This window comes from Akkermansia muciniphila ATCC BAA-835 (assembly GCF_000020225.1).
Taxonomy (GTDB): Bacteria; Verrucomicrobiota; Verrucomicrobiia; order Verrucomicrobiales; family Akkermansiaceae; genus Akkermansia; species Akkermansia muciniphila.
Window position 1 is genome coordinate 871,494 of the sequence record NC_010655.1, and the last position, 14,940, is coordinate 886,433.

Genomic DNA, 14,940 nt, shown 5'->3' on the forward strand with positions numbered 1-14,940 from the left:
CAAATGGCCTTTAACTGCACGCCATGAAACACAGCAATTTTTCGTTTAACATGAATTCATGAAATCTTCAACAGAAAAAGCATGATCTCCCTGAATTGAAAAAGAAATCCAAAATCCATAAAAACGGCTATCGCCTTCGGGCATGTTCAGCATCCCTGACATATCCGAACGGAAAGAAAGCAGGATAAACTACCCACATCCGAGCATCCATTCCTGAATTTTACAAGGAAAGCTGCTCCTTCAAACGCTCCAGCAGATTGCCGCAACCGTCCTGCAGCAATTTTACCACATGCTCAAAGCCTTCCTGTCCCCCATAATAGGGATCCGGTACTTCTTCATCCGGAAAACGAGTCGTGAAAAAACACATGGGCACTATTTTGCCTGTCCATTGTCCCTTTTTATCCAATCGTTTCAAATCCCGCAGATTTTCACGGTCCATTCCCACAATCAGGTCAAATTGTTCCAAATCCTCTTTCCGCACGGGGCGCGACTTAAGTCCCGGATCCTCATATCCGTATTTTTTCAGTGCCGTCAGCATCCGGCTATCCGGAGGGCAGCCCCGATGATAACCGATCATTCCGGCGGAATCGCTCTCAACCAAATGTTCCAAACCTTGTTCTGCGACCATTTTTTTGAAAATGATTTCAGCGGCAGGAGAGCGGCAGATGTTGCCCAGACAGACAAACAGGACTCGGTAAGGTTCGGGAGCATTCATGGACGTCATTTCTTTTTCAGGATAGGCAGGCGGCAGCCCCATTTCAAGAGGGAAGAGTTTATGCATGGGAAACGGAAACACCCACGAATATTGCATGGGGCAGAGAAAGGAACTGTGCCGCTCATTCAAAAATAAGATTCTCCTGTGTTTCGGCTTGCGTTAGAGGATGTCCGGCTGTAGATTATCGCATGGCAGATTTCCCTCTTGGATTAAGTTTTGATGACGTGCTCCTGCTGCCCCGCCTGAGCGCGATTCTTCCCGGCGATGCAGACATCAGTTCCCAGCTTGTTCCCGGCTTTGACATGAAAATCCCCGTGTTGTCCGCGGCCATGGATACCGTTTCCGAATCGGAACTGGCGATTGCCCTGGCGCGGGAAGGCGGCCTGGCCGTCATCCACCGCAACAACCCCATTGACATCCAGGCGGCCATGGTTTCCCGCGTGAAGCGTTTTGAAAACGCGGTCATCCCGAACCCCGTCACGGTCAACAAGGACATGACGCTGGAAGAAGTCCACCAGATCATGATGGATCAAGGTTACTCCGGCTTCCCCGTCGTGGATGCCAACCGCAAGCTGGAAGGCATCATCACCGGCCGCGACATGCGCGGCGTGGACGATTACCAAAATGTCCAGGTCAAGGACGTAATGACCCCCCTTTCCCGCCTAATTACGGCAGCTCCCATCACGACCATTGAGGAAGCGCGCCACATCCTTTACACCCACCGCATTGAAAAGCTTCCTTTGGTGGATGAACACGGCGTACTGGCCGGCCTTATCACGGAAACGGATATCCAGAAGCGCGCCATGTTTGCAGACGCTTCCAAGGATGAACACGGCCACCTGCGCTGCGGCGCCGCCGTGGGTGTCGGCCCCGATTATCTGGACCGAGCCAAAGCCCTGATTTCCGCCGGAGCGGACGCCCTGTTCATTGACGCCGCCACAGGACACACGACCCGCGTGATGGACGTGGTTTCCAACCTCCGCAAGCTGACGGACCGTCCCATCGTGGCCGGCAACGTGGTTACGGCGGAAGGGGCAGCCGATCTCATCAAGGCGGGCGTGCAGGCCATCAAGGTGGGCGTGGGCCCCGGCTCCATTTGCACTACCCGCGTCATATCCGGCGTGGGCATGCCCCAATTCACCGCCATTCAGGAGGTAGCCTCCGTGGCGCGTCCCGCGGGCGTCACCGTCATTGCGGACGGCGGCATCCGCTATTCCGGAGACATTGTCAAAGCCCTGGCCGCAGGCGCCGACCTGGTAATGCTGGGCGGACTGCTGGCAGGTACGGAAGAAAGCCCCGGCAAGGTGGTTCATTACCAGGGCCGCCACTTCAAGCAGTATCGCGGCATGGGCTCCCTGGGCGCCATGCGCCGCGGCTCCGGCGACCGCTACGGTCAGAACAGCTCCGGCAAGCTCGTTGCGGAAGGCGTGGAAGCGCGCGTTCCGTATAAAGGCATGCTGGCGGACGTGGTATTCCAGCTCATGGGCGGCCTGCGCTCCGGCATGGGTTATCTGGGTGCGCACAATCTGGAGGAACTCCGGAACAAGGCCCGGTTCGTTCAAATCACCTCCGGCGGGCTGAAGGAAAGCCATCCCCACGATATCACCATCACGGAAGAACCCGTCAATTATTCCTGTTAACTCCTCCCTCACATGGACGACAAGCACCTCGTAGCCGTCATTGACTTCGGCTCCCAATACACCCAGCTCATCGTACGCCGCGTGCGCGAACTGGGCTACATGGCCAAGCTGTATGCGCTGGAAGACCTGGACCAGATTCACGAACCCGGCGCCGTCATCCTTTCCGGCGGCCCCAAAAGCACCACGGATGCGGACGCCCCGGACATTGACTTTGAATGGCTCCAAAGCCTGAATGTCCCCGTCCTGGGCGTGTGCTACGGCATGCAGCTGCTGAACATCAAGCACGGCGGCACCGTAAAAGCCAGCAACAAGCGGGAATACGGCCCCGCCGCCCTGCTGCCGGAAACCTGCGTGGGCCTGTACCGGGACATGTCCCCTTCCTCCCAGGTATGGATGAGCCATTCGGACACGGTGGACCATCTGGCGGAAGGCTGCCGCGTAATCGCCCGCAATGCGGAAGGCGTCCCCGTCTCCCTCCAATGGGGAGAAACCACCTTCGGCATCCAATTTCATCCGGAAGTGACCCATTCCCATGAAGGGCGCACCATCCTGCGCAACTTCCTTTCCTGTGCGGCCAACCTTAAAAAGTTCGACATCGGAGACTTTAAAAGGGAACTCATCCGGGAAATCCGGGAACGCGTAGGCAACAGGCAGGTGGTCTGCGGCGTCTCCGGCGGCGTGGACAGCACCGTTCTGGCCGTTCTGTTGCATGAAGCGGGCGTGAACATGCGCGCCATCTTTGTGGATAACGGTCTGCTCCGCAAAAACGAGGCAGAGGAAGTGCGGGCCAATTTCGCCCGTATGAACGTGGAAATTGAAACGGTGGATGCCTCCGAACGCTTCCTGGCGGCTCTGGACGGAGAAAGCGATCCGGAAAAGAAACGCCGTATCATCGGAGGCCTGTTCATCGACGTTTTCTGGGATGCCGTGGGAGACGCGGAAATGCTCGCCCAGGGCACCCTGTACCCGGACGTGATCGAAAGCGCCTCCAACGCCAAATCCAAGGCCTCCGTCATCAAGACCCACCACAATCGCGTGGAACGCGTGCTGGAACTCCAGGCGCAGGGGAAAGTACTGGAACCCCTGGCGGAACTGTTCAAGGACGAAGTTCGAGAACTGGGCGCCTCCATGGGCATCCCGCATGACATTCTGTGGCGCCACCCCTTCCCCGGCCCCGGCCTGGCCGTGCGCTGCCCCGGCGTAGTCACCAAAGAACGCCTGGACATCATCCGGGAATGCGATGCCATTTTCATCGGCAATCTGAAAAAATACGGCTGGTACGACAAAGTCTGGCAGGCCTATGCCGGCCTCATCCCTGTAAAAACGGTGGGAGTGAAGGGGGACGAACGCTCCTATGAATGGGCTACCAACCTGCGCGCCATCGTGTCGGAAGACGCCATGACGGCGGACTGGGTGGAACTCCCCCCGGCCCTGCTGAGGGAAACCAGCAACCGCATCCTCAATGAAGTAAAGGGCATCAACCGCGTCCTTTACGACATTTCCACCAAGCCCCCGGCTTCCATTGAGTGGGAGTAAAGCTTCCGCACCCTGTTGACGGCCGTTCAGCAGGGTGCCTCCGCTCCTCCTCTCCGGTAACAAAAATCAAGAAAGGAGAAAATAATGACTGAACTGGAAAAATGCATGGCGGGCGAATGGTACGACTGCCATGACAAGGTGTTTCTGGAATTCAAAAACAAGACGCACCGGCTCCTGATGAAATACAATTCCCTCCCTTACGACCATAAGGAGGAAAAGCGCCAGGTGCTCAAGGAAATGCTGGGCAGCGTCGGCACCAAGGTCTCCATCGGCCATTCCTTCATCTGCGATTACGGCCGCAACATCCATATCGGGAACAACGTCACCGTCAATACGGGCTGCACGTTCGTGGACTGCAACAGGATCACCATCGGCAACAATGTGCTGATCGCCCCCAACGTACAGATTTACACCGCTACACACCCCATTGAGCTGAATGAACGCCTCACTCCCGTGGAAACGGATGAAGGAATCGAATACATCCGCCATACCTACGCTCTTCCCGTAACGATAGAAGACGGTTGCTGGATTGGCGGCGGCGTCATTATCCTGCCCGGCATTACCATCGGAAAAGGAAGCGTCATCGGAGCCGGCAGCGTGGTCACCAAAAATATTCCTCCCGACAGCCTGGCGGCGGGGAACCCCTGCAAGGTTATTCGTAAAATCAACGGAAGTCGGGAACAATGATCAAGCTGATCGCTTTTGATCTGGACGGAACCATTGGGGACACGGTCCCTATGTGCATCAGGGCATTTGAAAAAGCAGTTTCTCCCTATGCCGGACACACGCTGAGCGAACGGGAAATCACGCAGACTTTCGGCCTGAATGAAGTAGGAATGATCAAGAAAGTTGCTGGAGAAAAATGGCGGGAAGCTCTCCATGATTTCTACCCGGTTTATGAAGAAATGCATCAATCATGCCCGTCTCCGTATGAAGGTATACGTGAATTGATAAAAACCTTGCAAAAGGCTGGCGTGCTTGTCGCCCTGATTACCGGGAAGGGAGACAAAAGCTGCCGCATCACGCTTGAGCAATTCGGCATGCGGAATTTGTTCTGTTCCATCAAGACCGGAACGGAAGACAAACCAAACAAGGCGGAAGCCATTGAAGAACTTCTGCATGACTTCCGCTTGAACAAAGATGAATTTTACTATATCGGGGATGCGGTTTCGGATGTGGCCGCCTGCAACAAAGCGGGGGTGACCTGCCTGTCCGCCGCCTGGGCAACGACCGCAGATGTCAACGGATTGAAAAAAGCCAACCCCTCAAAGGTTTTTCCCAGCATAAAGGAATTGACATTATTCCTGTCCATTGAGAAATAATTAGGAGGTCTTTTCCGACTAATAAAAACATTATGAAATTTCATAGGATAGTTGTTCTCATTGATGCTGATAATACCAATCTAGCTAATCTTGAAAAACTCATACAATACATATCCACTCGTGGACGTATTGTGGTCAAAAGAGCTTACGGTAATTGGAGTGAAAATTTAAAGGATAAGAAATCTGCACTACAACAGTCTGGTTTTAAAACAGAGCATTATTTCAATTGTGTTCCCGGAAAAAATGCAACAGATATAGCATTAGCTATCGACGCCGTAGATTTATTACATAAAAATTCTTACGACTCCTTTGTTATTGTTTCAAGTGATAGTGATTTTACACCTCTTTCTATCTACCTTAAAGAATCAGGAGTTTATGTAATAGGATTTGGAAAAAGCAATGCTTCTGAAGCTTTTAGAAACGGCTGTGATGAATTTAAAGATATAGAAAAAATTCCTACTAGTGAATCAAATTCTCAACATTTGAAGAATACCGCCCCGTCTGCAACAAAAAAAGATCCTTTAGAGATAATCCATAAACATCTTCAACAATGTGCGATAGATAATAAGAAAGACGATGGGTACACATCTGCAAGCGATGCTGGTAAATATCTTCGACAGCACATCCTTGGTTTTACTCCAAAAACCTATGGATACAAGAATCTTACTAATCTTTTAGAAGACTTTCGCAATCTCTATGCTATTGAAAAACATCCAATTCCCGGTAATAAAAACTCTGTTAATGTTAGCTATAAACTCTGTAACTCTACAAACAATTCAGAATCCTGATTTAATCCGTATCTGATTTCTTCCATGGATACCGGCGCCGTCATCCTCACCTCCTTTCTCTCCACCATTCCCGTTTATCTTTTCTTTGCTACGGGTTTCTATCTGCGCCACAAGCAAGTCATCCAGGCAGACCACGACGCGCCCATCATGCGCATCGCGATGGATGTGGCCTATCCCTGCCTCGTCTTCCACAGTATCATGAAGTACATGGTGCTCTCCGGAAATGAGACGCTCAGCAGCGTTTCCTTTTCCCTCCAGGCCATTTCAGCTGGGGCCCTGGAACTTCTGCTGGGCATCGCAGCTGCATGGCTGGTCGCTAAACTGCTGCGCATGCGCATCGGCACGGGCCTGCGTACGTTCACCCTGACGGCGGGAGTGCAGAACTACGCTTTTTTCGTCATTCCCATCATCCAGATGCTGTTTACCGCCGGCAACGACCCCACGCTGGGCATCCTTTTCGTCCACAATGTAGGGTGTGAACTGGTCGTCTGGAGCATCGGCGTTATCATTATCGCAGGCGGTCCGGGCAACCTGAACATGGGCGTCTTTTTCCGCGGGCCCCTGCTGGCCGTCATCGTGGGCTTGGCGCTCGCCTGGTCCGGCCTGGGAACCTATGTGGCCCAACCGCCCCTGATGAAGACTTTTGAAATGATCGGCAACTGCGCCACGCCCCTGTGCCTGATCCTGTTCGGATGTTCCATGCGGGATTTATGGCATAACATGAAGTGGGAACCCAAACCCATCATCTGCGGCCTGCTGACGCGGCTGGGGCTGGCCCCTGCACTGCTGCTCCTGATGGCTTATTTCCTTCCGGTGGATGATTATATCAAGCGCGTCATCATCATCCAGGCAGCCATTCCCTCCGCCGTCATTCCGGTCATTCTGGCCAAACGTTTCGGAGGCCATCCGGACCTGGGCACTCAAATCCTGCTGACAACGACGGTGGCTTCCTTCCTCACACTGCCCTGCTGGTTGGCTCTTGGTTCCACCCTGGTCGTACCATTGTATTAACGGGATAATGGCGACATCAATCCCCGGATGGTCCGCGACGGCCCGCTTGCCCAACATCTTCCGCTTTTCCGGAGGATTCCATTCCCGGTGTCCTGCCCTTTGATGGGAAATAAAACCAGTCTGCAAGGTTCGGCGGCGGAACAATTTCCCTGCTGAAATATCCGCATCCTTTCCGTCTCCATACTGCATTCCATGCTGAATGCTTCCCTACCTTTGGGTTGACTCCCCAGTCGGATATGTATTGAATGGATTCATGAAATTTCCTGCTCCTCTCTGCGCCGCCCTGCTGCCGGTCCTGTTTTCCTGCGCGGAGCAGGTTTCCCGGATTGAACACGTTCGGGAGGTGCCCTTAAAAACCACGGTGGTTCCTGCGGAAGACGTAGGCATGCACCGCACCCAGGCCACCTATCTGCTGCATGGCGCCGTCTCCCAGCAACAGCGCCTTCAGCGTCTGGGCCAATACTACTTCGTCACATGGAACGATGCCAATCCGGAACAGGCGGCAACCCTGGTCATGATGTACCGCCAGGGAAAGACAGGTTCAACCGTCCTGACAAAATCCATTTTCTATCCGGCCGGGAGAAAAGGCGGCACGCAAAACTCCGTTTTCGAATTCATCGGGGATGAGGCCAGAGAAAAAGGGGAAATCCTCGCATGGAAGCTCGTCCTGAAGGACAACCGCGGCAAAACAATTTCCGAACGCCATTCTTATCTGTGGGGGGACGATCATTGACTCTTCGGCAAAAACACCGAAGAGCCATAAAATCAGCCGGATATGCAGGATGAAACCTGCATATCCGGCAGTCTCGCCGGCCAAGACATGGCCGCGCCAGCTTTCAACTCTGTTAATAATCCTCCGGAATATGGGCACGCTTACGCTTCCTGCCGTTTGGCACGGCGTTTGCGGACAGCGGCGGCAAGGGTTTCCAGCACTTCCACTGTCGTCTCCCACCCAATGCACTGGTCCGTGATGCTCTTGCCGTACACCAGGTCGGAACTCAACGGCTGGGCCCCTTCCACAATGTTGCTTTCAATCATCACGGCAACAACCTGTTCGGACCCGCTGGATATCTGTTCCGCGATATTGGCGGCCACAGCCGGCTGTTTGCGATAATCCTTGCAACTGTTTCCGTGGGAACAGTCTATCATGATGCGGTTGTTGATGCCGGCCTTCTGCAAGGCTTCTTCCGCTTCTTTTACATGATCTTCATCAAAGTTCGGCCCCAGGGAGGAACCGCGCAGGATCAGGTGGCAGGATTTATTGCCCGTAGTGGAAACAATGGCGGAAACTCCCTGCTTGGTCACGGAAAGGAAGCAGTGCGGACAGGAGGAGGAAACAATGGCGTCTACAGCGATTTGCAGGCTGCCGCTGGTGCCATTCTTGAATCCCACAGGCATGGAAAGCCCGGAAGCCAGTTCACGGTGTACCTGGCTTTCCGTGGTGCGCGCGCCGATGGCGCCCCACGTGATCAGGTCCGCAATGTACTGCGGCGTGATGGTGTCCAGGAACTCGGTAGCTGCGGGCACTCCCATATCCCCCAGGCGCAGCAGCAGCCCGCGGGCCATATGGAGGCCGCGGTTGATGTCAAAGGTATGGTTCATGAACGGGTCGTTGATGAGGCCCTTCCAGCCAACGGTGGTGCGGGGCTTTTCAAAATACACGCGCATGATGATCACCAGATCCTTTTCAAAGCGCGCCATTTGTTCCTTCAGGCGGGAGGCATAGTCCACGGCAGCCTGGGGATCATGGATGGAGCATGGCCCCACCACCACCAGCAGGCGGTCGTCGTGGCCGGAAATGATGTTCTCCGCATTCTTGCGGGTCGTAGCCACCATTTTGGCGATTTCGGTGGTTGCCGGATAATCCTTGATTAAAATGGCGGGGGAAATCAGGGGCTCAATGTCTTGAATGCGTATGTCGTCTGTTTTGAACCAGTTCATGTCTGGGGCTTATTGAGAGGTTTTTGAGAGAAGTTGAAAAGAAAAAAATACGGTTTGCGGGCTTTATGCCTGAATATACCGCGGGGCCTCACGGCCATAAGCCGGAAGCCCCGCAAAATGAAGCGGCCGCGCCTCCCGACAAGAGGCGCCGTCATGCATTACCAGGAAGTCACATTGTCTTCCGTCAATTCCGGATTGTTGATATGGCCGTCCGCCGTGCTGCCCTGCTTGTCCTTGCCGGTGCTGTAAACGGCCACGTTCTTGGTCACCATCCGGGAACCTACCTGAACACGGGGAGTACGGTCGTCAGGGTTGGCATTCAAAATGATGTAATAGGGAGATTCCCAAGGATCCATCAGGCCCACACGGCCGCGGCTTTCAAAAAACAGGCCGGGAGCGCCTTCCACATCCGTAGTCGTCGTATTGAAATAAGCCGTTTTCTTGGGATTCAGCTTTCTGTCCTCATCCGCCCGGTCCATATAATTGGTCAGGATGCTCATGATGCGGCTATCGTCGTCCACGGCGGTTGTCACGTAATACTGTCCGTCCTTGTGGGCCTGCTTGGTCATTTCCCGGCTGCTCCAGGCCACGGGAACGCGGCCGTTGTCCAGCATGTAATTTTCCACAGCCGTCTGCAGGCCGTTGCAGTCGCTTCGCGCCGTGGTAACCTTGGATTTTTCCATCACGCCGTTCACCACCGTCATGGCGATGCCGGCCAGCGTCAGGATAATGGCAATCACCACAAGCAATTCAATCAACGTGAATCCCTTGGACTTACGGTTCAAAAAAGGTGTCTTCATACTTTGCCAAGAGTAGCGCAATTACAGTTCAGGGCAAGCGGAAAACAACCGGCGCCCCCTATTTCAAAACCTGTTCCCGGAACGGCAGCAGACGAAATAACCCCGGTGCACAAACACCCCGGCGCCTTCCGGCAGCCGGGGTGTTTAAAAAGAATGCTCCTTTAATTGGAGGGGACAGGGGTTTCTGCGGAAGCAGGAACCGGAGCTTCGGGCACGGAGGGAGCCGGAGCCTGAGAAGAAGCGGCTTCCGCCTCAGCGGCGCGCCTGCGCAGCTCCTCCTGCTGGAGTTCTTCCGGCGTCTTGGCGGGAACGGAAGCTTCCTGCCTGGCGGCAGCCTTCATCATTTCCGGGCTCAACAGGCTTTCCGAACTCTTAACGTGCTGCCGGTTGATCAGCATGCCCAGCCCCAGGCAAAGAACCATGAACGCGGTTCCGAAGTACACCGTGGCTTTTTTCAGCACATCCGTCGTCCGGGCGCCAAAGGCCTGGTCCGTAATGGCTGCGCCAAAGGCGGCTCCCAGCCCTTCCTGCTTGGGCCTCTGCATAAGCACTACGCCCAGAAGGAGAAGTGATACAATCACCAAAACGGCAAAAAGTAACTGAATGCTGATATTGAGTGAATCTGCTAAAAAAAGGTTCATGAGCGCGGGGAGTATGTGTGAATTCGAACGGTTTGTAAAGTCTAGGAAATGATTTCGTTATGCTCGTTGCAGACGATTTTCTTGGGGATGATGGGCTTGTCCGACAAGGCAAAACTCATAATGACCACCCGTTCGCCCGTCTTGATTAAATGGGCCGCACCGCCGTTCATGATGATGTTCCCCGTGCCGGCAGGCCCCTGGAGAGCATATGTTTCCAGACGGTTCCCGGACGTGACGGACGCCACGAGAACTTTTTCCCCGGGCCACAAATCCACGGCGGCCATCAAATCGGCAGGAATTTCAATACTGCCTTCATATTGAACATCGCCACGGGTAATCATGGCGCGATGAATTTTTGATTTTAACTGCTCAACCAACATGACGTTCGAACAACAAACCCCCGATCGCCCCTCCGGTCAAGCCGTCATCCTCCATTTTACGGTTTTCTGTGTCTTACTCCCCCTCCTCCAGCGCTTCCGCGGCATGGGCGGCATCCCGGGCAAGCTGGCTTTTCAATTCTTCCAAAGAGGGGAATTTGATTTCCGGCCTTAGGAAACGGACCGGTTCCACTTCCATCTCCCGCCCGTAAATATCCCCCGGGTGGCCGAATAAATGCGTTTCCAGCAAAAGTTCCCCCGTCTCACCTTCCACGGTGGGGCGCACCCCCAGATTGGCTACGCCTCCGTATTTTTTGCCGGCCACCCGGGCGCGCACGGCGTAAACGCCATGGGGAGGCTGTAACCCGCAACCGGGTCTTATATTGGCCGTGGGGTAGTCCAGCAGGCGCCCCAGTTGGCGCCCGTGAATCACCGGGCCCTTCCAGCGGTAGGGACGGCCAAGCATGCCGGCAACCTGTAAAAAATCCGCCTCGCGCACGGCTTCGCGAATCCGGGTGCTGCTTATGCGCTCCCCGTCCTGCAGAATAGGAGGAACGGCCGTCACCCGGAACCCGTAGCGGCAGGACAGCAGGCGCAGGGTTTCTACATTTCCTGCCCTGCCGCGGCCAAAATGCCAGTCCTCTCCCACGGCAATCTGAGCCACCCGGCAGGAGGAACAAAGTTCCCCAATAAACTCTTCCGGGCTCATGGACGCCAGCCTGGAAGAAAATTCCAGCGACAGCACCGCCTTCACCCCCAGCTCTTCCATCAAGGCAAATTTTTCAGCATCTTCCCCCATGATGGCGGGCGGCACGCTTTCCGGCCTCACCCGGGCCAGCGGATGGGTGCGGAATGTCAGCACGGCGGGAATTCCTCCGTCAAGAACAGCCCCTTTCACCGCCGCGGCAATCACTCCGGCATGTCCCAGATGCACCCCGTCAAACATCCCCACGGCCCAGTGTACGGGGGCGGCAAGGCTTTTCAATTCCTTGAATTCCCGGTAAATGACCATATGCTACCCGGCAATCAGAATATCCGCCAGCTCCTTCAGGGAAAGCATGGCCCGGAACAGTTCCTCCCTGGGCGCGGTTTTCAGGGTGTCCACCGTAATGGCGCGGTCCAGCGTAAAAGAACCAGACCTGGTGCGCCGGAGGGCGCTCAAATGCGCTCCGCAGCCCAATGCCTTCCCAATATCATAAGCATAGGACCGCACATAAAAACCTTTGGAACATTGAACGGTAAAATCCACTTCCGGAATGGCCACGCGTGAAATTCCGTGGCCAAACACTTCCACAGGCCGCGGCTCCCGCACAATTTCCTGACCTTTCCGGGCCAGTTTGTACAGCGGCACCCCGTCCTTTTTGATGGCGGAAACCATCGGAGGAATTTGTTCAAAAGCTCCGTCAAACCGGTCAAACGCTTCACGCACGGCCTGTTCCGTCACTCCGTCTACGGAATACTCCGCCACTATTTCTCCCATGGCATCTTGAGAGGAAGTCTCCACGCCCAGCATAAGGGTTCCGGCGTATTCCTTGTGTTCGCACATCAACTTGTCCTGAAGCTTGGTCGCCTTCCCTACCACCAGCATCAGCAATCCCGTAGCCATGGGATCCAGCGTGCCGCAATGGCCTATTTTCTTAATTCCCAGGGAACGGCGCGCAATTGCCACCACATCGTGGGAAGTCATGTCCCGCGCCTTGTCAATCAACAGGACGCCCGAAGGAACCTGGATGGAATCTGAAACATTCATGAAATTTTCTGTCGGATCACGCGTTCCACTTCTTCCCGCATGGCCTTCAGGATAGTAAGGCGCACTTCTTCAATAGGCCCCCGGATACGCACTCCGGCGGCCATGGAATGGCCGCCTCCGCCGAAACGGGAGGCCAGCTCCGCGACGGATATTTCAGGCGTCTTGGATCTCAGGGAAATACGGATGCGGGGATCTTCCTCCGTTTCTTCCAGATAAGCGGCCAGCCAGACTCCCTGCACGGAACGCAGAAGATCAATCAGGCCTTCCGTATCTTCCGGACGGCTTCCAATCCGGGCTTTTGCCTCATTCGTCAGGCAAAACGTGCAAATCCTGCCGTCCGGCGTCAGCTTCATTCCGTTCAGCGCCTCACGCATCAACTGCATTTTCACCCACGGCTTTTCCTGGTAAAGCTGGCGGTTGATGTCCTGGACGTCAACGCCCATCCGGATCAAATCCGCAGCCAGTTCCATGACGGCCGCCGTCGTCATCTGATATTGGAAAGACCCCGTATCCGTGCTGACGGCCACGTAAAGGGCGTCTCGCATCACCGGAGTGACGGGAACGCCCAGATACTTGAAAAAGTAATATAAAACCGCCCCCGTGGCGCATTCGTCCGGCAAAACGCACTGAACGTCTCCAAACAGCTCGTTCGTCCGATGGTGGTCGATGTTCGCCCACACCTTCACTCCCGCCAAAGCCTCCAGGCTGCGTTCTCCCAGCCTCTTGAGCGCGCCGTTATCCACGGAAATGGCTACTTCCACATCCACCGGCTCATCAGGCGTGGGAATAATATTTTCCACACCCGGCATAAAGGCCAGATTGGAAGGCACCCCGTCCTCGTTCATCATCACCACCTTCTTTCCCATTTGCTTCAGGGCTTCCCCCAAAGCCAGCGTGGAGCCGATAGCGTCGCCGTCCGGGTGAACATGCGCAATTACCGCAAAACTGCCGTGGCTGCGGATCAGATCCGCCAAAGGCGCGAATTGGGGATAATGTTTCCAATCTTCCATATGCACTGCCGTGTTTTTATAGAAAAAGCCGCACCTGGACAATCACCAAGTGCGGCTTGAAAAGTCGTACTTAATCCCGGAAGAGGATTACTTCTTGGACTTCATGACCACCGGAGCCACATCCACGGCGGGCTGGTTCAGGTCATTGAACTTGGGCAGGGGGGTCAGGGGCGGAGCACCCTGATCCTGGCAGCAGCAGGAAGCCATGATGCTCGCCGCAAAAGCGGCAAGAGCCATAACGGTAATCTTCTTCATATGCGTGGTTAAATGATGGGTGATAAAGGATATGGAAATATCTTGGAGCATAAAAGCATACCATGCGGGCGCCCGTCAATCAAATTTGCGAAAATCTCCCAAGGAGACGCCTTTCCCAAAATGGCAAGACGCATAAATCGCTCGCCCGGGGTTATCTGTAATTATAATCTCTGCCAAGCTGTATCCTTTTCATGCCCTTTTCCGTCAAAATACTCCGGTTTTTCGGCATTCTCCTGCTGAGTCTCTGCGCGCTCGGCGTGGCCGGCATGACCTGGGCGTACCTGGTAGAACCCAATCTTCTGTTTGTCAGGAAAGTGGACTACCGTGTCCCCCAGTGGAAAGGGAAGGGAACACCCGTTAAAGTCGTTATTGCCGGCGATTTGCACTTGATGCCCACTGCGTTTGATGAAGTGAGGGCCCTGCGCTATGTTCAGAGGATCATGCGGCTTCGGCCGGACCTGATTCTGCTGGTTGGAGACTATGCCCGGGGAAGCAGCGAAAACGCCAGCATGGATCCCGCTACGGCCGCCCGGCTACTGAAAGGCCTGACGGCTCCCTGCGGGGTCTTCGCTATCCAGGGAAACCATGATTTCACCTTCGGCTGGAACAACTGGAGCAGGGAACTGAAACAGGCGGGAATCACCGTGCTGGAAGACCAGAGCTCTCTTGTCACGTTCAAGGGCGGAAGGCAGCTCCAGCTTTCCGGAATATTGGATACGACACGCAATGTCAGAAAACGGCTGCCCAAACGCCAGTCGCCGGACATCCCCCATTTCCTGCTTTCCCACCGTCCGGAAACGGACCATATACTTTCCCATAGAGACGTGGACATCGTCATCAGCGGGCACACCCACGGTGGCCAGGTTTGCCTTCCTTTCGGCCTCCTGCGGTTTGAAGCCAGCCCGGACCATGCCCTACCCTACACCTATCCCTGGCATATCTCCGGCGGCAATACCTACCTGATCACCAAGGGACTGGGGACAAGCACACTCCCCCTCCGCTTCAACTGCCCGCCGGAAATCTATCTGCTGGAACTGCATTGACCCATTCCTCCCGTTAAAAATGCAGTCCCTTCCTTCCCGGTTCCCTCCCCCTCCGCTCCACGCCGGCGGCAATCCATAAGGAAAACGGAAAAGAACGGCCGGGTTCCATAG

17 protein-coding genes are annotated in these 14,940 nt (G+C 54.9%); 8 read left to right on the top strand and 9 right to left on the bottom strand.

Annotation, left to right across the window (positions count from 1 at the left end):
- Window positions 1-220: 220 nt before the first annotated feature.
- Window positions 221-715: a low molecular weight protein-tyrosine-phosphatase gene (locus tag AMUC_RS03985; protein WP_012419787.1), complete on the bottom strand. Its 495-nt coding sequence runs from the start codon at window positions 713-715 to the stop codon at window positions 221-223.
- A gap of 188 nt (window positions 716-903) precedes the next feature.
- On the opposite strand from AMUC_RS03985, the gene guaB reads away from it, so the two are divergent.
- From guaB to AMUC_RS04015, 7 genes are all read left to right on the top strand, one after another.
- Window positions 904-2,355 carry an IMP dehydrogenase gene (guaB, locus tag AMUC_RS03990; protein ID WP_012419788.1) on the top strand — a complete coding sequence of 484 codons (1,452 nt, stop codon included), beginning with the start codon at window positions 904-906 and terminating at the stop codon, window positions 2,353-2,355.
- A gap of 12 nt (window positions 2,356-2,367) precedes the next feature.
- Window positions 2,368-3,891 (top strand): glutamine-hydrolyzing GMP synthase, encoded by a 1,524-nt coding sequence (gene guaA, locus AMUC_RS03995; RefSeq protein ID WP_012419789.1) that lies wholly within the window; start codon window positions 2,368-2,370, stop codon window positions 3,889-3,891.
- 81 nt (window positions 3,892-3,972) lie between these two features.
- Window positions 3,973-4,578, top strand: coding sequence for a sugar O-acetyltransferase (locus AMUC_RS04000; RefSeq protein WP_031930480.1), 606 nt, complete (start codon window positions 3,973-3,975; stop codon window positions 4,576-4,578).
- Window positions 4,575-5,213, top strand: coding sequence for an HAD family hydrolase (locus AMUC_RS04005; RefSeq protein WP_012419791.1), 639 nt, complete (start codon window positions 4,575-4,577; stop codon window positions 5,211-5,213). Before AMUC_RS04000 ends, AMUC_RS04005 begins: the two co-directional genes overlap by 4 nt.
- Before the next feature lie 32 nt (window positions 5,214-5,245).
- Window positions 5,246-6,001: an NYN domain-containing protein gene (locus AMUC_RS12335; protein WP_012419792.1), complete on the top strand. Its 756-nt coding sequence runs from the start codon at window positions 5,246-5,248 to the stop codon at window positions 5,999-6,001.
- Window positions 6,002-6,025: 24 nt separating this feature from the next.
- The gene (locus tag AMUC_RS04010) at window positions 6,026-7,012 is read left to right on the top strand and encodes an AEC family transporter (RefSeq protein ID WP_012419793.1); all 987 of its coding nucleotides are present in this window, start codon (window positions 6,026-6,028) and stop codon (window positions 7,010-7,012) included.
- A gap of 253 nt (window positions 7,013-7,265) precedes the next feature.
- Window positions 7,266-7,745 (top strand): hypothetical protein, encoded by a 480-nt coding sequence (locus tag AMUC_RS04015; RefSeq protein ID WP_042447740.1) that lies wholly within the window; start codon window positions 7,266-7,268, stop codon window positions 7,743-7,745.
- Window positions 7,746-7,885: 140 nt separating this feature from the next.
- Here the strand turns inward: AMUC_RS04015 and AMUC_RS04020 are convergent, their stop codons facing one another.
- The 8 genes from AMUC_RS04020 to AMUC_RS04055 form a co-directional block, all read right to left on the bottom strand.
- Entirely contained in the window at window positions 7,886-8,953 is a 1,068-nt protein-coding gene (locus AMUC_RS04020; RefSeq protein WP_012419795.1) for a 3-deoxy-7-phosphoheptulonate synthase, read from the bottom strand.
- 158 nt (window positions 8,954-9,111) lie between these two features.
- On the bottom strand, window positions 9,112-9,753 hold the full coding sequence (locus tag AMUC_RS11850) for a type II secretion system protein (RefSeq protein WP_012419796.1): 642 nt from the start codon (window positions 9,751-9,753) through the stop codon (window positions 9,112-9,114).
- Between the two features lie 161 nt (window positions 9,754-9,914).
- Window positions 9,915-10,394, bottom strand: coding sequence for a preprotein translocase subunit SecG (gene secG / locus AMUC_RS12340; RefSeq protein ID WP_012419797.1), 480 nt, complete (start codon window positions 10,392-10,394; stop codon window positions 9,915-9,917).
- Between the two features lie 41 nt (window positions 10,395-10,435).
- On the bottom strand, window positions 10,436-10,774 hold the full coding sequence (locus AMUC_RS04035; RefSeq protein WP_012419798.1) for an aspartate 1-decarboxylase: 339 nt from the start codon (window positions 10,772-10,774) through the stop codon (window positions 10,436-10,438).
- A 73-nt stretch (window positions 10,775-10,847) separates the two neighbouring features.
- Window positions 10,848-11,783 (bottom strand): riboflavin biosynthesis protein RibF, encoded by a 936-nt coding sequence (gene ribF, locus AMUC_RS04040; protein ID WP_012419799.1) that lies wholly within the window; start codon window positions 11,781-11,783, stop codon window positions 10,848-10,850.
- 3 nt (window positions 11,784-11,786) lie between these two features.
- The gene (truB, locus tag AMUC_RS04045) at window positions 11,787-12,521 is read right to left on the bottom strand and encodes a tRNA pseudouridine(55) synthase TruB (RefSeq protein ID WP_012419800.1); all 735 of its coding nucleotides are present in this window, start codon (window positions 12,519-12,521) and stop codon (window positions 11,787-11,789) included.
- Window positions 12,518-13,531 carry a DHH family phosphoesterase gene (locus AMUC_RS04050; protein WP_012419801.1) on the bottom strand — a complete coding sequence of 338 codons (1,014 nt, stop codon included), beginning with the start codon at window positions 13,529-13,531 and terminating at the stop codon, window positions 12,518-12,520. The genes truB and AMUC_RS04050 overlap by 4 nt, the downstream gene beginning before the upstream one ends.
- Before the next feature lie 87 nt (window positions 13,532-13,618).
- Window positions 13,619-13,786, bottom strand: coding sequence for a hypothetical protein (locus AMUC_RS04055; RefSeq protein ID WP_022396399.1), 168 nt, complete (start codon window positions 13,784-13,786; stop codon window positions 13,619-13,621).
- 191 nt (window positions 13,787-13,977) lie between these two features.
- On the opposite strand from AMUC_RS04055, the gene AMUC_RS04060 reads away from it, so the two are divergent.
- Complete coding sequence (locus AMUC_RS04060) at window positions 13,978-14,829, top strand: metallophosphoesterase (protein ID WP_012419803.1); 852 nt, start codon at window positions 13,978-13,980, stop codon at window positions 14,827-14,829.
- Window positions 14,830-14,940: the final 111 nt, after the last annotated feature.